Genomic DNA, 18,673 nt, shown 5'->3' on the forward strand with positions numbered 1-18,673 from the left:
GTCGATTCAATCCAAGCCGATGTGGCGTGGCGCAGCGCAACCAGGTGGCAAACGGCGACGCCACGGCTAAGGCACTGGACTACAGCCTCAAACGCTGGGAGGCGCTCATGCGCTACATCGACGATGGCAGGCTACCCATCGACAACAACTGGATCGAGAACCAACTGATGCGGCCTATATCAGTCGGGCGCAAAAATGGGCGTTTTGCAGGATCACATTCTGGCAAGCCAGCGCGCCGCTGCGTTCATGAGTCTGGTTCAGTCGGCCAAGCTCAATGGAGTGGATCCGCACGCCTACCTGCGCGGTGTGCTGCCAGGAGCGCCAAATACCTCGCATAAAACTCAAGGCGTATCTACTATCTACTATCTAGTTGAAGTTTCTTGAGAGTGCAATGTATCGAGTGGGCTCAGCACCCCTGCCCCAACCAAGATCACGTGCCGTGTAGATCATGGTGGTGCTGACATCACTGTGCCCCAGCAGTTCTTGCACGGTACGGATGTCGTACCGTGCTTGCAAGAGGTGCGTGGCGAAGGAATGGCGCAGTGTGTGGGGCGTGGCCAGCTAGACCAACTTGACCGCCACCACGGCTTTCTTGAACGCCCGTTGAAAGGCCTGATCCTGAACATGATGCCGCCGCATGAGGCCGGTCTGGGGATCTAGCGCAAGGTCGGACATCGGAAAGACCCACTGCCACGCCCATGTCTTGCCCGCATCCCTGAATTTATGATCCAGCGCATGGGGAAGCCACACGCCCTGGACACCACTGGCCCGTGAGCGTCTGGCCGTCCCATCTTGCACTCGGCGGATGACGTACTGACCATGGTGTCCACCTATTTTTGGTGGACACCTATGAATCCCAATCGCTCTAGTTGCTCCAATCGCCGCACCCACAGTGCCGAGTTCAAGGCCCAGGTTCTTAGCGAATGCCAGAAGCCAGGTGCGTCCGTGGCGGCCGTCGCCGTGGCCCACGGCCTGAACCCCAACGTCGTTCGCAAGTGGCTCGCTGGGCAGAACCTCAAGCGCATGGGTGCGTCGATGCCTGCGACTGCGCCGCGCGTGCCGCCCTTGCAGTTCGTGGCGGTCGAGTTGGCCAAGCCCGAACACCATCTGGCCAACCTGCCTGCCTCGCAGCCCGACATCCGCATCGAGCTCGAACGCGGCGGCTTGCAGCTGAAGTTGCAATGTTCCGCCAGTGCGGGGCCAGCGTATGCGGCCCTGCTGCGTGCGCTGGCAGACACGATGGCTGTTGCCTGAGGATGGCCGCCATGATCCGCATCGACACGCTATGGCTGTGTACCCAGCCGCAGGACATGCGCGCCGGAGCCGAGCGGTTGCTCAACGTCGTTGTCAACACGGTCGGCCAGGCCCGAGCCCACCACGGCTACCTCTTTGCCAATGCGCGAGCCACGCGCATCAAGCTGCTGGTGCACGACGGCTTCGGGGTGTGGTGCGCCACCCGCCGGCTGCACGCCGGTCGCTTCGTCTGGCTTGAGCGCGACTCGGCTGTCGGTTGCGCAGTGCCAGCACTGCAACTGACCGCGCAGCAATTCGACGCCCTGGCACTCGGACTGCCCTGGCAGCGCTTGGGTGAGTTCAACGTCATCAGCCGCTCCTGAGTGCGGCGGCCCACCGCAATCGGTTGACATCGCATCTGCTGATGTGCAGCCGGCCTTGGCTGGTGCAACATGCCGACCATGCTCGGCGAAGTCGCTACCCCCCGCATCGACATCACGCAACTGCCTCCTGAGGCAGCTGCGCTGATCGCACGCCTGCAGCAGCAGATTCAGGCCCAAGCCCGAGAGATCGCCTGGCGTGATGCCAAGCTGGAGAAGGTCAACTTCGAGCTCGCACGCCTCAAGCGCTGGAAGTTCGGCGCCAAGACCGAGGCCATGACGGCCCAGCAACGCGCCCTGTTCCAAGACACGATGGCCGAGGACGAGGCCAGCCTGCGCGCACGCCTTGCCGCGCTGCAAGCCGACCTGCCACAAGCACCCAAGACGCCCAAGGCAGCGCCGCGCAAGCCACGCCGTCAGAAGCTGCCCGAGCACCTGGAGCGCGTCGAGCACCGCCACGAGCCCGAGGACACCAACTGCCCGAACGCCGAATGCGGCCGGCCCATGAAGCGCATCGGCGAGGACGTCAGCGAGAAGCTGGACATCATCCCGGCCAAGTTCTTCGTGCACCGGCACATCTACGGCAAGTGGGTCTGCAAATGCTGCCAACTCATGCGCCAGGAGCCGGCCGAGCCGGACGTGGTCGATGGCGGCATCCCGGCCAGCGGCCTGGTGGCGCACACGATGATCAGCCGCTTCGTGGACCACCTGCCGTATTACCGGCAAGAGCCCATCAACGCCCGCTCGGGCGTGCACACCCCGCGCTCGACGCTGGCCACCTGGGGTGGCGCCGGAGGCGCCAAGCTCGAGCCTTTGTTCGAACTGCAACGCCGCTTCGTCCTGAGCTGCCGGGTGCTGCATGCTGATGAGACACCGGTGCCGCTACTGGAGCCAGGCGCGGGCAAGACCAGGAAGGCCTATGTCTGGGCCTGGGCACGCAGCCATCACGACCCGCATCCGGGCGTCATTTACGAGTTCTGCCTGGGCCGAGGCGCCCAGTACCCGCTGGCCTTCCTCGGCGGCAATGGGCCGCCATGCCCTGAGCCGGGGTGGAGTGGCACCCTGATCACGGACCAGTACGCTGGCTACAACGCCGTGCTGGACGCCAAGGTCTACCCGCAGCGCCGCTCAGCGCTGTGCGCCGCGCATGCTAGGCGGTACTTCGAGGAACTCAGCCGCGGAGGCAGCAGCGCCAGTGCAGTGGCCAGCGAGGCCATGCACCGCTGGGCGAGGATCTACCATGCTGAAGGCGCCTTCGCCGAGATGGACCACGACGACCGCCGACGGGCCAGGCAGCAGCTGAGCAAGCCACTGTGGGACGAGTTCGAGGTGTGGCTCAAGCTGCAGCGAGCGCAGGTCCTCGATGGCAGCAAGATCGCCCAGGCGATCGACTACAGCCTGGGCGCCTGGAAGGCACTGACACTGCACCTGGATGACGGCGCGGTGGCCATCGACAACAACCACATCGAGCGGCAGATCAAGCCGTGGAAGCTGGGCGCCAAGAACTGGCTGTTCGTGGGCAGCGAGTTGGCTGGTCGGCGCGCGGCGGTGGTGATGAGCCTGGTGCAATCGGCCAAGCTCAACGGGCTGGACCCGTGGGCCTATTTGCGCGACGTGCTGGCACGCATCCACTCGCATCCCAGCCACCGGCTCGGTGAACTGCTGCCGCACCGCTGGCGGCCGGAGTAACGATGATGGGCGTGATCACGCAGGCTGTGATGGTTCAGGCGGACATCGACGTCAGGGGCATGGGCCCTGCACAGAAGGTTCACCTGGCCGACGAAATCTTCGCGCAGCAGCCCAACTTGCTGGCCTCGATCCTGGTGCTGCCCAACATGGGCGTAGACATGCTGACGCTGGAGGTGCCGCTGCACATCCTGTTGGTGGCATTCAAGGCGATGAAGCTCAGCGGCCATACATGGCCGCTCATCTCGGAGGACGTGCAGGAAAGGTGCCTGCAGCGCTTGACGGCCCGCGTACGCTTCAACGAAGGATTGCCCGAGCATCTGGCCGACCAGATGGTCCAGCAGTTCTGCGACGAGCATCGCGAGCGCTACCTGCTCGCGTTCGTCTACGGATACCTCGGCGACCACGATCTGATGCAGGTGCGCACCGATGCCGAGAAGTACCTGATGCTGGCCGCCCTCAACCTCGTGGAGTGCCTCGCCGACGTGGGGGCCACGACTTCGTCGTGACGATCACGGGCTCGCGCTCGGGTCAAGGTGGGATGGCTGGACGCTCACACTGGCCCGATCGGCCTCCCACATGGCGCGTGATGCTCTCAACTGAATTCGCAGTGGGTCGGCCAACTTGGCTGGCAGCATCACCACCCGGTCCTTTGCGCCCTTGCCTTCTCGAACAACGATGGTCTGGTGTGCGAAATCAACGTCCTTGACCCGAAGCCGCAGACCTTCCATCAAGCGCAGTCCGGTCCCGTACAGAGTTTGGCCGATCAGCCGATGGCTGGGATCGATAGCCTGCAGAACCGCGGCCACCTCTTCGGGGCTGAGCACCACGGGCAGGCGTCTGGTGGCCTTGGGGCGCCCTATTTCCGCCAGCCAAGGAAAATCCATGCGCAACACTTGCCGGTACAGGAATAACAAGGCCGACAGCGCCTGCTTGTGGGTGGAGGCCGAAACCTGGCGTTCATTCGCCAACCAGGCGAGGTAGGCCTCCAGCTCAGCTTGCCCCATGTCCTTGGGGTGCCGAAGCGCGTGAAACCTGATGTACCCCTTGATCCAGTAGAGGTAGGCTTCTTCCGTGCGTATGCTGTAATGCATTGAACGAATGCGGTCGCGAACATCGTCCAGCAGTCGCGGCGCCTTGGCTGTTGTTGATTGCGGTTCGAGCATTGAGGCCTAACTTTGAGAATAACCTGGGAGGGCAACTGTATGGATATACAGATCATTGGCGAAAGGTGCTGTCACCACAAGCCCTCTGGAGGCGGTGATGCGACGCATAACCTGCCAGGTTATTCATCAATGCCAAGGCCTAACTTGCCAGGTTATGTGGCGTGTTGAGTCATACATTGCGTTAGGCTTTTATGCGTAATTTCGAGACTGACAATCCATCGCTCTTCGAACGCTGCTTTGCAGCCGCTTTCTCTGGCCTGGCAGCGGGAGCGACGTATGCAACCTGGCTGTTCTTTCACACTGGCACATGGGGCCCCGAGCAAGTAGAAGCATTCAAAGACATCGGGAAGTGGGTTGTCCTTGCTGGAGCCGTCGTCGGTTTTCTGGGCGGAATCTCTTTAGTCGCGTGGCTTTGGGGCGAAATCTGGGATACATCAAGCCAGCCGCTCTTCTCACTTCGTACTGCGGTTGTTCTGCTGGTATTGGCCGCAATAGCTTATGGCATCTTCAAGCATATCCCCCAATGAATCCCCATAACAAAGCCACCCTGCCTACGCGCACCAGCCTAACTTTTTGGTCAAGCCGACACCCACAAGCTCCGCTTGTGGGTACCCTCCGCACTTCGTGCTCCGGTGCGGCTTACCGCGGGCGTTAGGCCTCTCAGTCTGACCATGCGCAAAGTCTTTTATATAGTGCTGGTGAACCTCCTAGCGGCCCTGGCGTTCTGGGTCCCTGAAGGCAATTGGGTTGCATCTACCTATTCATCTCAGGTCATTGGTAGACCGCACGTGAAATCATCACGCGGCAGCTACTACTTAATGATCGGAAAAAATGTAATGGCATGTCGCGAAGGAGCCATTGGGATCACTCCAGAGTGCCCGTCACTACCTCAGCTTCTAAAGCAATCTTCTGCATCTTGCATCGCAAGCCTTGCCACCATCCGCACAAAGTTTGGCCTCAATCGCGAGGTCCTGGTTGCGCTCGAGTGTGGCGGCCACTATGTCTATGGTTTCTCCGCTGAGTCGCTTCAAGCCTTCCGCGTGCGTACTCGCGATTTCGATCTTCGCTACTTTTTCTGGCCGGCTCAAACGCTCTTGTTGGCGTACTCGCTAACAAAGTTATATCCTGCGAGTCATCGGCCATGAGTTCACAGAAAGATTCAACAACGTGCCTACGCGCAGCGGCCTAACTTTTCGGTCAAGCCGACACCTACAAGCTTCGCTTGTAGGTTCCCTGCGTGCTGCGCACTCCGGTGCGGCTTACCTGTAGCGTTAGGCTTTTGGTTGCCTTCAATCAGCAAAGTGGCAGAAGCCTCTGGCCATTGATGCTTCCACCGTTTGATCGTTTCTCGGCGTTGCTTTCTTTGGCACTCATGCACTGCGCATTCTGGCCAGGTCCGGCGCCCAGAAGCACCGGGGTTCGCAACGCGGTGGCGCAGCAGGTCTCCATCTGGCTGTCTGCCCTTTGGCAGCCTGCTCACCGCAATGCGGCACCAAAGTGCCACATGCCGCCGCTTGCTGGCTTCCTGTCCTTCGGCAGTCAGCACAAGGTCATCAGTTGGCCAAGGCTGCCCAGGCCATCACCAAGTCGCAGTCAGGCACTTGCGGTGGTTCACGGCTTGGCGTTTTCCAAAGCTGGGAGCGAACTTGGGGCGCGGCAGGAATCAAGTGTCAAACGAAGCAGGCTGATCGCCTGCTGTTTGCGTTCTGGCCAGGCGCAAGCGCATAAGGCAAAATCTCTGCACGCACACAAAGGGAGTCCGGGCATGCCACCGTCAAGCATCCAGCAGCAAAGCAAAGCTTGCGTGCGCTCATCGGCTGTTCCTTCTCGCCCCAGCCTAACGTGTCGGTCAAGCCGACACCTACAAGCTCCGCTTGTAGGTTCCCTGCGCGCTTCGCGCTCCGGTGCGGCTTACCTGTGGCGTTAGGCTCTTTGCGCAGTAGGAAACGACGGATGCCAACTTGCCGTATTTGCCAGCACGCCTTCAATTCTCTGAAATTCCAGACTGAGAACATCAGTATCTGCACACGTTGCGTCAACACTCTCAACGAATCCCCAGAGCCCGCACGGAGTTCAGAGGCGCGCTTATCCGAAAAGCTGGCTCGCGGTATGCAACGGAATGCCGAAGGTGACTTGCATGCCGATGAAGAATGGAAGCGGCAAAAAGCCAAGAGAACCTTGGCGGACATAGATGCCGCTGTAGCAGCAGGCCTACACAACTGGATCACAAGACTGCTGGCGAAGCCAGAAAACAATACGCGAGACTTCAAGCTCATGCGAGCCCATCGACGGGGGCTACTACGCGCAGAGGGATTCGCCGATTACCCCAAAGAATGGGCGGATGTCGCCCATCGAATTCGACGCCGGGATGGCTACAAATGCACATCCTGCGATGCCACCGACACCACGCTGGACGTGCATCACATCATCTATTTGTCTAACCATGGCACTAATCAGCAAAGCAACTTAATCACGTTGTGCAGGAAGTGTCACGAAGCCGAGCACAAGCGGATATTCGATTGGCCAGAAGCGAAAGACCCAGAATCACCAAACCCAATTCGACCATCCCCAGAGGTCCAAACATCTACACCACTTACCACACCGCAAGAACAGCCTTCAGTCATGCCAACAACTGGACCGGCACTAACCATGTTGGCCGATATAGTTGCGCCGCCATCACCTAGAACTGAACTGTGCTGCCCAAACTGCCTCACGGAGCTGACCATCCCATCGAATTTGGCGTTACCTGGAAAGATAGTTCGCTGCCCCAAATGCATCGTCACATTCGATTTCGAAATGTCAAGGTCCAGGGCAGCACCGGCACAAGTAGTACGGACATCCAACCAGTCTGTAGTTCAATCCCCATCCCGGCCTACTGACTTTTCGCGTGATACCACCCGAAGCCCAGATGTGATCCTTACATCAAAGTCGCGTAAGCCAGTCAGTATGGGTACGATTGACCTGCTGGTCGTCTTGGCCGCAGCATTAGCATTTATTTTCCTCATTTCCTCTTCATCTTTTTGAGCAGAAAATCCATCCCGTGATTTCACATGTCAAATGCAACACCGTGCCTTCGTCCACCGGCCTAACTAGTTGTTCAACAGGACGTCTACCAGCTCCGCTGGCAACCGCCTGTTAACGCGGGCGTTAGGCTTTCAGCTTCCTTCAATCAGCAATTCGGCATGGCCCTGGCCCTGGCCATTGATTCTTCTGCCGTTTTATCGTTTCACGGCGTTGCATTCTTTGGCACTCATGCACTGTGCATTCTGGCCAGGTCCAGCACTAACAAGCGCAGCAGTTCGCAACCGGGTGGCGCAGCAAGTCTCAACCTTGCTGTCTGCCCTTCGGCAGCCTGCTTGCCACCGTGCAGCGCCAAAGTGCCACACGCTATCGCCGCTTGGCTTCCTGTCCTTCGGCAGTCAGCACAACTCCCATCAGTTCACCAAGGCTGCTCATGCCATCGCCAATTGGCCTGCATCCACATGCGGTGGTTCACAGTTCGTATTCAAATATCAAGGTCGGTGGCATTTCCACGGCTCACACTCCACCGGCGTATTCCCAGCTTGCGGCGCGTCAGGCACAATTCCATCTAGTCACACAAGGGAGTTTTGGCGTGCAAAGGTCAAATGCTAGTCAGCAAAACACGGCGCGTTTTGGCTCATCCGCCGTTCCTTCTCGCCCCAGCCTAACGTGTCGGTCAAGCCGACACCCACAAGTTTCACTTGTGGGTTCCCTGCGCGCTTCGCGCTCCGGTGCTGCTTACCTGTGGCGTTAGGCTTTGAGAATCGCACGTATGAAGGCAGCAACTTTAATCGTAGCTTTGGTTGCTGCTCTAGCAGTTCCGACACTCCTATTTATCGGGAATGTTGGTGCCAGCAAGGTCCAATCAGAGTTGTCTGTGGTGTCGGGGGAGTTGAAATTCAATGCGGGCAAGAGAGGAGACTCTCCCAGCATCGAAGTCAGCACCTCGACAAGGAAGCTGAAGTTTGTATGCCCAAGAAGTGTGCGAACATTCCCTTGCAATGAACCACAGGAAGCGTTTCGTCTTGTTGCTGGTGGTGCAGGAACAATCCGTTACTACAAGTACGAAGTTGCACCTGCCGATGCTGGGCAGGGCATCATCCAATCAGTACAGTTGGGCAATCGCTTGTATTCATTCCAATAGTCGGAAGTCCTGCATGTACTCAACGCCCTCTCCTACGCGCACCAGCCTAACATATTGGTCAAGGGGACAATTATGCTTCGCATAATCGCCCCTTACCGCGGGCGTTAGGCCTCTCGACATGGGAAAGAAATTGAGTCCGCAAGAGCTTGCTATTTATCGTGCAGTCGATGAAGTGCTGCACTACGTCTGGGACCCGATTGGCGTTTCCACCGTGCCGTACGCCCGCGACGAATACCATGGATATCTGCCAAAGGTTTTTGATCTTCTTATTGCAGGCAGCGCCGCCGAAGCAATCGCGGCACATCTATCGCAAATAGTCACAGAACGGATGGGGCTATCCGAAAATCTCGGCCACGACCTAGCGATTGCCAAAATCCTTTTGGAGTGGAAGGAAGTCATTGGTGAAAAGCATAAATAGAAGCAATTCGCAAAATCAGCCCTTCGGCATTTCCATGCAAACCGTGCCTTCGCGCAGCGGCCTAACTGGTTGGTCAAGCCGACACCAACAAGCTTCGCTTGTTGGTTCCCTCCGTGCTACGCACTCCGGTGCGGCTTACCGCGGGCGTTAGGCTTTTAGTTACATGGGTCTCGTTATCCTTCCTATCGCTTTCGCCATTGGGCTTACTTGGCTTGCAGGCACATTTTTTCTTGCATACAGCGTGTGGCTGCTTCTAAAAAAATTTCCTTCTGGTCGCACATTGGGCATATTCTCCGCTTGCATTATCTGCTCGCTTAGCTGGTACTTTCCTAACAGAGAAAGCATTGCAAAGCGCCAGGAATTTAACCGCCTTACCACCGATTGTGGCTGGACAGTAATTCACACAACTCAAGAAGTAGATGGCATATACCTTGAATCCAAAGATGCCTCGACAAACGTGGAACAATTCAGCTCTTTGCTTAAAAATTACAAAATAATAGAGTATGCCGAAGAAGGAGGGAGAGTCGCGCAACAAACCCAGTCATCAACGGGCCCTTCTGTAATAAAATTTAACAGTTCGCGTACACAGCGGTACGGCCTCAGCTTCCAAAGCTCAAAATTCAAATATTTTCGCCGCGATGAAGCAGTGATTTTTGATTATCAAACAGGGCAGAAGCTTGCCGTAGATATCCAGTATTGGCCTAACGAAACGCCAGATACTTGGGCCGACTATGCTTTACGCTTACTCTTAGCCGGCCCAAAACCTGACTATTGCCAATCGACTCCGGTTGCCCTCAACGAAAGGGTCAGCAGCGTATTAGTTCCATTGGGCATGAAATGAGGCCTGCATATAACAAATGCAACGCCATGCCTTCGCTCACCAGCCTAACTTTTCGGTCAAGCCGACACCAACAAGCTCCGCTTGTTGGTTCCCTCCGTGCTGCGCACTCCGGTGCGGCTTACCTCGGGCGTTAGGCCTTTTTGAGGTGCACAGCAAACATGGAGCCCAAAGATGGCCAAAAATGATGAAACTTATCGCGTTGTTGTCGTCGAGAGTTTTGCCCCTAAATCCACATCGGGGTTACATGGCGAGGTTCATGTCCGACCTATCGATGGTCAGGGTCTCCCCACGACATTGCACGTAGAGTGCTCGAAGAAGCTATGCAGAGACTATCCAGTGGGCACGCGATTTCGCATTCGAGCAAAGCTCACAGATCGCGAAGGCAGTGGAGACTTCCTCTACAGCTACCACGCATGGCCAGTAGAAGTTCTGACCTAGGGGCGCTTGCATGACTTTTGTGAGCACTCGAACCCAACGCAGCTGAGCGAACATGCCGAATTCTGGCTTCGCGCCCCAGCCTAACATTGCGTTGCAGCTGACGCCAACAGCTTCGCTGTTGGTACCCTTCGCTGCGCTCCGGCGCCGCTGAACTTGGCGTTAGGCTTTTGGTTGCATGAAGTCATGCAATGTGGCGAAGTCTGGCCATTGATGCTTCAACCGGCTTCGCGTATGTCGGCGCCGCTTCCTTTGTTGGCCAGGCATTCCGCGTTTTGCAAAGCACAGATTTAACAGGCTTCGCGGGTCACAACTTGGCGGCCAGGCCAAGTCTCAATCTGGCTGTCTGCCCTGCGGCAGCCTGCTCACCACCGCTGTTCGCCAATGCGCCTCACGCCATCGCCTCATCGCGGGCCGTCCTACGGCGGCCCAGGTTCACCACTCGCTCACTGCAAGCCAACGCACAAACCATCACGGCATATTGCTTGGCCAAAGTCACGTTGAACATTCAAGCCACTGCAGGCCATTGCCTGCAGCAAAGTGGCGGCACAATGGCCAAGCAACTCCAGGGGGCAGCTATGCGGTTCGCAATCAAATTCACGGCACGGGTAAGCGGGCTCAACCCCTCTTCCACTTCGCGCCCCAGCCTAACTGTTCGGTCAATCCGACACCCACAAGCTCCGCTTGTGGGTACCCTCCGTGCTTCGCACTCCGGTGCGGCTTACCTCGGGCGTTAGGCTTTTGGCTGCCTTGAACGTCAGCTATATGTGGCATCTCTGGCCATTGATGATTCCACGGCTTGTTCGTTTTGTCGGCACTGCATCCTTTGGAACTCGCGCGCTGCTCGTTTCTCAAGGCACAGATTTGTCAGGCTTCGCGGGTCACAACTTGGTGGCAAGGCGAAGTCTCAATCTGGCTGTCTGCCCTGCGGCAGCCTGCTCACCAACGCTGTTCGCCAACATGCAGCACGCCATCGCCTCATCGCGGGCCGTCCTTCGGCGGCCCAGGTTCACCGTCGTCTCTTGGCAAGCCACCGCCCAAACCATCACGGCATATTGCTTGGCCAAAGTCACGTTGAACATTCACGCCTCCGCAGGCTCTTGCATGGCCGCAAAGTCGCGGCACAATGTTCAGCAGCAAATCCAAGGGGCGGCTATGCGGTTCGCAATCAAATTCACGGCACGGGCAAGCGGGCTCAAACCCTCTTCCACTTCGCGTGCCAGCCTAACTGGTCGTTCAACAGGACGTCTACCAGCTTCGCTGGTAGCCGCCTGTTAACTCGGGCGTTAGGCCTTCACTAGCGACAGAACATGCAGCTCATCAAACAAAGCGAAATACAGGTGTTGCGCAACTCCGGAGTGGAATCGGAGCAGTTAGTTTTTCCAGAATCATCACCGGATGCAAAAGCAACCGTCACCCGCGTCACAGTGCCGTCAGGCACAACCAACCAACGCCACGTGCACGAAACGTCTGAACAAATCTGGGTGGTGCTTTCTGGAGGTGGCACGCTTCTACTCGAAGGCACGTCTGAAGTACAAATCCAAGAGGGTGACGTAGTACGCTTCGCCCCAGGCGACGTTCATGGCTTCTTCAACAGCAGCAGCAGCCCGTTTGTTTACTTATCCGTGACAACACCACCCCTGAACTTTAGAAGCGCATACGCTAAAGGCTGGGGCGAGAATTTGAAGCTGTAGCTACTTATGGCCATCGCCATGCAAGGCCGCATCATCATTATCCATAGGCAGTTCAGCGTGGTCTCATCTGTCTTTGCATCTGTCACCCGCCTAACTCGGCGTTCAACTGGACATCAACGTGCTGCGCACGTTGCTGCCAGTTAACTGGGGCGTTAGGCCTCCAGAAGCACCATCTATGACGATCAAGCAAAAGCCACCAAAGGGCGACAATCGCTACCGGGTACATCGCTCTGTCAAGCTTTACGTAGCGAAGCTTGAATGCGGCACCGTCAGTTGCACTTGGTATATCAATGAGTCCATCGAGCGCGTCGTATATGTCGGATTGAACGGAACTGAGAAGGTGCTCTACAAAACGGACTTCTATGAGCTTCAGTCACCAGAACGGCTAAAGAGCTTGGTGAAGAGCCAACTAAAAAGTGGCGGCGGCCTTCATATTGGCGGCAAGTCGGTCAGTGCTGTTGATGGAGAAAGAACCTATCAAGCGTATCCTTTCATCGACATCTCAAACCAAGCGGACAGAAAGCAGCATGACATATACCGTAGGGTTCAAGGGCAGCAGAGAAGCGAGCAAAAATCAAAGTAGGGGAATCGCAGTGAAATTTACAACCAAATCCACGGCCAAGCCAAGTCAGCCTCACCCAACTTCCTCTTCGCGCCCCAGTCTAACTCGGCGTTCAACTGGACATCAACGTGCTGCGCACGTTGCTGCCAGTTAACTGGGGCTACAAGGGCTTCCCCATCTGTCAAGCAAAACGAATCCCTGACCAATCGCGCAAGCGATTGATCTGACGAATACAAACCACCAATCTTCAGGGAGAACAAGCGGGGACATCGAGCAGGGATAAGGACGGCGACACTACAAACGGCCTTTGTTGCAGCTCATCGCTGCGGGCCCTGATGAAAGACGCGCGCGGGGGCTCCATTCGTTAGCCAAGGTCGCCAGATGGCACCTTCCAAAGTTAACCGAGCATTCCCCGCGCAGGTCCAACCTGGCTCATCAACGCTTTCGTCACACCATGAAGATTCGGTTCATCAATCGTGCCGCTTCATCAAGCCAAGGGCTTGAACGCTTCGCCTTTGCTGAGCATCGCCCAGGCCATGCGCGCATTCTTGGCCGCAATGGCCACCACCGCTTTCCAGTAGCCTCGCCGCTCGGCCACGCTTTGCGCCCAGCGACTCAATCTGTCCGTCTTGTTCTTACTGCTGACCAGCACCGCTCGGGCGCCCAGGATGAACAAGCATCTCAAGTACGAGTCGCCCGTTTTGGTGATGCGCCCCAGCCGCTGCTTGCCACCCGAGCTGTACTGCCCGGGCACCAGACCCAGCCAGGCCGACACCTGCCGACCGCACTTGAAGTCGTGCCCATTGCCGATGCTGGCCAGCAAGGCGCTGGCCGTGGTTGGGCCAATGCCGGGCATGGCCATCAACTGGCGGCCTCGCTCGTCCGATTGCGCCATCACTTTGATGTGCTGGTCGTACTCGGCGATGCGCCCGTCCAGGTGGTGCAATTCGCTCAGGCTGTCACCGATGGCCGTATTGGCCCAACCGGGCAAATCTTCCAGGTGCAGGCCCGCTTCGCGGCGCACCACTTCGGCCTTGAGCGGCAGCACGATGCCAAACTCCGACAGCAGGCCTCGGATGCGGTTGATCGTGGCCGTGCGTTGCTCAACGAACCCTTGCCGCACTCGGTGGATGCTCAACCGCCCTTGGGCGTCTTCGCTCTTGATCGGCACGAAGCGCATGTGCGGGCGCTGCACGGCTTCGCAGATGGCCTGCGCGTCGGCCGCGTCGTTCTTGCCTTTGCGCCCCGACAGCCGATACGGCGCCACGAACTTGGGCGCCATCAAGCGCACCGTGTGGCCAAAGGCCTGGAACTGGCGCGCCCAGTGGTGCGCACCGGAGCACGCTTCCATGCCGATCAGGCACGGCGGCAACTTGGCGATCATCGGCAGCAGCGCGTCTCGCTTGACTGCCGGCTTGATCAACACCGCTTTGCCCGCTTCGTCGATGCCGTGAACTGCAAAAACGTTCTTGGCCAAATCAAGGCCGATTGCAATAATGCTCATGACTTCCCCTTCCGAATGAACCGTTGATGGAGACTTCGCACTTCCCATCTTGGTCCTTCAAGACCATTGCCGCCAATATCCGGCGGATAGTTCGGGACGGGGAAGTCCCTTTCATTCGTTAGGCTTTTGGTTGCATGAAGTCAGCAATGTGGCGAGGTCTGGCCATTGATGCTTCAGCCGTTTGCACGTATGTCGGCGCCGCTTCCTTGGTTGGCCGGGCATTGCGCGTTTTGCAAGGCACAGATTTAACAGGCTTCGCGGGCCACAACTTGGTGGCATGGCCAAGTCCAATCTGGCTGTCTGCCCTTCGGCAGCCTGCTCACCACCGCTGTTGGCCAACGTGCCGCACGCCATCGCCTCATCGCGGCCCGTCCTGCGGCGGCCCAGGTTCACCAGGGTCTCACGGCAAGCCACCGCACAAACCATCGGCATATTGCTTGTGCAAAGTCACGTTGAACATTCAAGCCACTGCAGGCCAATGCCTGCAGCAAAGTCGCGGCACAATGGTCAGCAGCAAATCCAGGGGGCGGCTATGCGGTTCGCAATCAAATTCACGGCACGGGCAAGCGGTCTCAAACCCTCTTCCACTTCGCGCCACAGCCTAACTGTTCGGTCAATCCGACACCCACAAGCTCCGCTTGTGGGTACCCTGCGCGCTTCGCGCTCCGGTGCGGCTTACCTCGGGCGTTAGGCTTTTGGGTGCCTTCAATCAGCAATGCGGCAGAAGCCATTGGCCATTGATGCTTCCACCGTTTGATCGCTTCTCGGCGCTGCTTCCTTTGGCACTCACGCGCTGGTCATCTTTCCAGGCACAGCGCTAATGGTCATCGCGCTTTGCCGCGTGGCGGCCCGGCAAAACTCAAGCTGGCTGTCTGCCCTTCGGCAGCCTGCTGACCGCAATGCAGCGCCAAAGTGCCACGCGCAGTCGTCTGCTGGCTTCCTGTCCTTCGGCAGTCAGCGCAAGGTGATCAGTTGGTCAAGGCTGCCCAGGCCATCGCCAAGTCGCAGTCAGGCACTTGCGGTGGTTCACGGCTTGACGTTTTCCAACGGGTGGCGGCGAACTGGGACCTCTGCAAAAATCAAGTGTCACACGGGCAGTCCGCCTGTCGTCGGCCTGCAGGCACATGTGCATCAGGCAGAATATCGGCACATCACGCAAAGGGAGTTCAGCATGCCAAGGTCAAGCATCCAGCAGCCAAGCAAGGCTTGCTTTTGCTCATCGGCTGTTTCTTCTCTCACCAGCCTAACTTTGCGGTCAAGCCGACACCTACAAGCTCCGCTTGTAGGTTCCCTGCGCGCTTCGCGCTCCGGTGCGGCTTACCTGTAGCTACAAGGGCTTCCCCATCTGTCAAGCAAAACGAATCCCTGACCAATCGCGCAAGCGATTGATCTGACGAATACAAACCACCAATCTTCAGGGAGAACAAGCGGGGACATCGAGCAGGGATAAGGACGGCGACACTACAAACGGCCTTTGTTGCAGCTCATCGCTGCGGGCCCTGATGAAAGACGCGCGCGGGGGCTCCATTCGTTAGCCAAGGTCGCCAGATGGCACCTTCCAAAGTTAACCGAGCATTCCCCGCGCAGGTCCAACCTGGCTCATCAACGCTTTCGTCACACCATGAAGATTCGGTTCATCAATCGTGCCGCTTCATCAAGCCAAGGGCTTGAACGCTTCGCCTTTGCTGAGCATCGCCCAGGCCATGCGCGCATTCTTGGCCGCAATGGCCACCACCGCTTTCCAGTAGCCTCGCCGCTCGGCCACGCTTTGCGCCCAGCGACTCAATCTGTCCGTCTTGTTCTTACTGCTGACCAGCACCGCTCGGGCGCCCAGGATGAACAAGCATCTCAAGTACGAGTCGCCCGTTTTGGTGATGCGCCCCAGCCGCTGCTTGCCACCCGAGCTGTACTGCCCGGGCACCAGACCCAGCCAGGCCGACACCTGCCGACCGCACTTGAAGTCGTGCCCATTGCCGATGCTGGCCAGCAAGGCGCTGGCCGTGGTTGGGCCAATGCCGGGCATGGCCATCAACTGGCGGCCTCGCTCGTCCGATTGCGCCATCACTTTGATGTGCTGGTCGTACTCGGCGATGCGCCCGTCCAGGTGGTGCAATTCGCTCAGGCTGTCACCGATGGCCGTATTGGCCCAACCGGGCAAATCTTCCAGGTGCAGGCCCGCTTCGCGGCGCACCACTTCGGCCTTGAGCGGCAGCACGATGCCAAACTCCGACAGCAGGCCTCGGATGCGGTTGATCGTGGCCGTGCGTTGCTCAACGAACCCTTGCCGCACTCGGTGGATGCTCAACCGCCCTTGGGCGTCTTCGCTCTTGATCGGCACGAAGCGCATGTGCGGGCGCTGCACGGCTTCGCAGATGGCCTGCGCGTCGGCCGCGTCGTTCTTGCCTTTGCGCCCCGACAGCCGATACGGCGCCACGAACTTGGGCGCCATCAAGCGCACCGTGTGGCCAAAGGCCTGGAACTGGCGCGCCCAGTGGTGCGCACCGGAGCACGCTTCCATGCCGATCAGGCACGGCGGCAACTTGGCGATCATCGGCAGCAGCGCGTCTCGCTTGACTGCCGGCTTGATCAACACCGCTTTGCCCGCTTCGTCGATGCCGTGAACTGCAAAAACGTTCTTGGCCAAATCAAGGCCGATTGCAATAATGCTCATGACTTCCCCTTCCGAATGAACCGTTGATGGAGACTTCGCACTTCCCATCTTGGTCCTTCAAGACCATTGCCGCCAATATCCGGCGGATAGTTCGGGACGGGGAAGTCCCTTTCATTCGTTAGGCCACTCGAACCCGCCATGCCCACATCTTCGCCACCAGAGTACCGCGACAAGTTTGTAGCCTTCATTGACGTACTTGGCTTCAAGCAGATGGTGGAGCAGTCGACTCGTGGCGACGGCGAGACTCTCTCTGAAGTCTTAGCTATGCTAGAAGCGTTCGGTACGCAAAACGAGCGTTCGCTGTTCCAGCAGTATGGCCCCATGGTATGTCCTTGCTCTCGGGTAATTGAACGAAGCATCCTGCCAGAGTGCGTCATCCGAAGGCGTCTCACTGACGCGCCCTCTCCAAATCGCTCCGACTTAATCGCTCAGCAGAGGCGTTTGGCGGTGATTCGACTGGATGAAGAAGCGCCCACACAGAGGGTCAAGCCCATCAATTTCTCGAGCAGTCTGCAAATCTCGCGCCATACATGTGATGCCGAATTTTATCTGCCGCCCCCCCCCTAAGTGAGGGGTGAAGGGCGGGTGATTTCCATGGTAATTTTATAAAACATGAATTGAGTCGGATTTCGCCTCAATTCAAATCTGAAAAAACAGGGGTGGGAATGATCATCAAGTCAGTTATTGATGGAATGTCATGGCGACGTGATCGTCGCCAAGTCAACTGCGTTGACCCAACCCCTTCATTTAATTTAGTGCCCTGCAATTAGGCCGCACTTGGGTTCGGCTACCCTTTTCACATGCAATCATGTTAAGAAGAAATTTTCTACAAAAATTGTGTACCGGAATTGCAGGGTGTACACCTGCATTCCACGTTATCGCATCAAATGCTGTCGGATCTGAAAATCCAAATTGGCCATATATTGTTGGTTCTTGGCAAATTAAAAATAAAAAATTTATCGGCGCTTGGTCTGGAACGCTATTAAAGCAAATTGAAATACCCTTTCGCCCACATGAATTACTGTTTGATCCAAGTGACCAAACAAAGGTAATTGCAATTGGGCGAAGACCAGGTCGCTTCATTGCCAAAATTGACCTTAAGAATGATTGCGTTCTTTTTAAAAAACACATTGAATCCGCCCGTCGATTTAACGGGCATGCAGCTTTTTCAAATGATGGACAATTTTTATATACAAGCGAAAATGGGGAAGGCTCAGGGCCAGGCTTTATTGTCACACGAAGAGCTGACACGTTAGAGAAAGTTAGGGAGTATTCATCCTATGGCGTCGGACCACATAGCATCATTTTAGACGACGCCACCCCTAACACAATTATTGTGGCTAATGGAGGCCTTTTAGCCATTCCTGACACATACGATTTTCGAGAGCCAATCGACTTTGATTCATCGCTTGTTCGAATTAATTTAATTGATGGGTCGTTGATTGGCCAATGGCGACTAGAGGATCAAGATCTAAGTATTCGACATTTAAATCGCTCTCGCAAAGGAGTATTGGGGGTAGCCTTGCAAGCGGCGCATTCCGATATTTCAAAGCGACTTCGCGCCCCCGTACTTGCAATTTTTAACGGCGAAGATCTTCAAATTGCAGAGTCGAGTAATGATATACCTCTAAACGGCTATGGTGGAGACATAACCTCTAGCAGCATTGCTGGCCAGGAGTATTTTCATGTTGGTTGCATGCACGCAAATTTGCTCGCATGCTGGGACTCAAGTGGAAAATGGAATGGAGCTTTGCCCCTTAATACAGCGTGTGCGGTCAAATCAGTTGGCGGGGTGATTTACTCGCCAACGGAAGGTGGGACGATTACCTCGACTGTCCTGAACAAGAAAATAAAAGACATTGAATCGGGACTGTCTTGGGATAATCATATAACCATACCAAGCCATCCGCCAATATGA

At 57.0% G+C, this 18,673-nt stretch carries 14 protein-coding genes and 3 pseudogenes; 13 read left to right on the forward strand and 4 right to left on the reverse strand.

All coding sequences use genetic code 11. From position 1 onward, the window contains the following. Positions 1-26: 26 nt before the first annotated feature. Positions 27-384 (forward strand): annotated as a pseudogene (locus LQ232_RS15190) (transposase); the annotation flags it as partial. Here LQ232_RS15190 and LQ232_RS23620 read toward each other — a convergent pair. Further along, a pseudogene (locus LQ232_RS23620) lies at positions 363-777 on the reverse strand (tyrosine-type recombinase/integrase); the annotation flags it as partial. The pseudogenes LQ232_RS15190 and LQ232_RS23620 overlap by 22 nt on opposite strands. 72 nt (positions 778-849) lie before the next feature. Between LQ232_RS23620 and LQ232_RS15200 the strand changes: the two are divergent. The 4 genes from LQ232_RS15200 to LQ232_RS15215 all read left to right on the forward strand — a co-directional run bounded on the left by LQ232_RS15200 (position 850) and on the right by LQ232_RS15215 (position 3,808). Beyond that, a complete protein-coding gene (locus tag LQ232_RS15200) occupies positions 850-1,254 on the forward strand; it encodes a transposase (protein ID WP_230181188.1) in 405 nt (134 codons plus the stop codon). Between the two features lie 11 nt (positions 1,255-1,265). After that, positions 1,266-1,616, forward strand: a complete 351-nt coding sequence (gene tnpB, locus LQ232_RS15205; RefSeq protein ID WP_230181189.1) for an IS66 family insertion sequence element accessory protein TnpB — start codon at positions 1,266-1,268, stop codon at positions 1,614-1,616. A gap of 69 nt (positions 1,617-1,685) precedes the next feature. Next, complete coding sequence (locus LQ232_RS15210; RefSeq protein WP_230181190.1) at positions 1,686-3,302, forward strand: IS66 family transposase; 1,617 nt, start codon at positions 1,686-1,688, stop codon at positions 3,300-3,302. Between the two features lie 2 nt (positions 3,303-3,304). Beyond that, on the forward strand, positions 3,305-3,808 hold the full coding sequence (locus LQ232_RS15215) for a hypothetical protein (protein ID WP_230181191.1): 504 nt from the start codon (positions 3,305-3,307) through the stop codon (positions 3,806-3,808). Between the two features lie 51 nt (positions 3,809-3,859). On the opposite strand, the pseudogene LQ232_RS15220 reads toward LQ232_RS15215, so the two are convergent. Continuing rightward, positions 3,860-4,465 (reverse strand): annotated as a pseudogene (locus tag LQ232_RS15220) (phage integrase N-terminal SAM-like domain-containing protein); the annotation flags it as partial. Positions 4,466-4,656: 191 nt separating this feature from the next. Here LQ232_RS15220 and LQ232_RS15225 point away from each other — a divergent pair. From LQ232_RS15225 to LQ232_RS15255, 7 genes are all read left to right on the forward strand, one after another. After that, positions 4,657-4,992, forward strand: a complete 336-nt coding sequence (locus tag LQ232_RS15225) for a hypothetical protein (protein WP_230181192.1) — start codon at positions 4,657-4,659, stop codon at positions 4,990-4,992. A gap of 1,582 nt (positions 4,993-6,574) precedes the next feature. Next, complete coding sequence (locus LQ232_RS15230) at positions 6,575-7,489, forward strand: HNH endonuclease (RefSeq protein ID WP_230181193.1); 915 nt, start codon at positions 6,575-6,577, stop codon at positions 7,487-7,489. 769 nt (positions 7,490-8,258) lie between these two features. Further along, on the forward strand, positions 8,259-8,630 hold the full coding sequence (locus tag LQ232_RS15235) for a hypothetical protein (RefSeq protein WP_230181194.1): 372 nt from the start codon (positions 8,259-8,261) through the stop codon (positions 8,628-8,630). 118 nt (positions 8,631-8,748) lie between these two features. After that, entirely contained in the window at positions 8,749-9,048 is a 300-nt protein-coding gene (locus tag LQ232_RS15240; protein WP_230181195.1) for a hypothetical protein, read from the forward strand. A 163-nt stretch (positions 9,049-9,211) separates the two neighbouring features. After that, entirely contained in the window at positions 9,212-9,889 is a 678-nt protein-coding gene (locus LQ232_RS15245) for a hypothetical protein (protein ID WP_230181196.1), read from the forward strand. Between the two features lie 1,745 nt (positions 9,890-11,634). After that, positions 11,635-12,018 carry a cupin domain-containing protein gene (locus LQ232_RS15250; RefSeq protein ID WP_230181197.1) on the forward strand — a complete coding sequence of 128 codons (384 nt, stop codon included), beginning with the start codon at positions 11,635-11,637 and terminating at the stop codon, positions 12,016-12,018. Between the two features lie 175 nt (positions 12,019-12,193). Beyond that, the gene (locus tag LQ232_RS15255; RefSeq protein ID WP_230181198.1) at positions 12,194-12,601 is read left to right on the forward strand and encodes a hypothetical protein; all 408 of its coding nucleotides are present in this window, start codon (positions 12,194-12,196) and stop codon (positions 12,599-12,601) included. Between the two features lie 466 nt (positions 12,602-13,067). Here the strand turns inward: LQ232_RS15255 and LQ232_RS15260 are convergent, their stop codons facing one another. Beyond that, positions 13,068-14,084: an IS110 family transposase gene (locus LQ232_RS15260; RefSeq protein ID WP_230181199.1), complete on the reverse strand. Its 1,017-nt coding sequence runs from the start codon at positions 14,082-14,084 to the stop codon at positions 13,068-13,070. A gap of 1,654 nt (positions 14,085-15,738) precedes the next feature. Beyond that, positions 15,739-16,755 (reverse strand): IS110 family transposase, encoded by a 1,017-nt coding sequence (locus LQ232_RS15265; protein ID WP_230181199.1) that lies wholly within the window; start codon positions 16,753-16,755, stop codon positions 15,739-15,741. Between the two features lie 808 nt (positions 16,756-17,563). On the opposite strand from LQ232_RS15265, the gene LQ232_RS15270 reads away from it, so the two are divergent. Next, on the forward strand, positions 17,564-18,673 hold the full coding sequence (locus tag LQ232_RS15270; RefSeq protein ID WP_230181200.1) for a DUF1513 domain-containing protein: 1,110 nt from the start codon (positions 17,564-17,566) through the stop codon (positions 18,671-18,673).

The sequence above is a fragment of the Aquabacterium sp. CECT 9606 genome (genome assembly GCF_918741295.1).
Lineage (GTDB): Bacteria > Pseudomonadota > Gammaproteobacteria > Burkholderiales > Burkholderiaceae_C > Aquabacterium.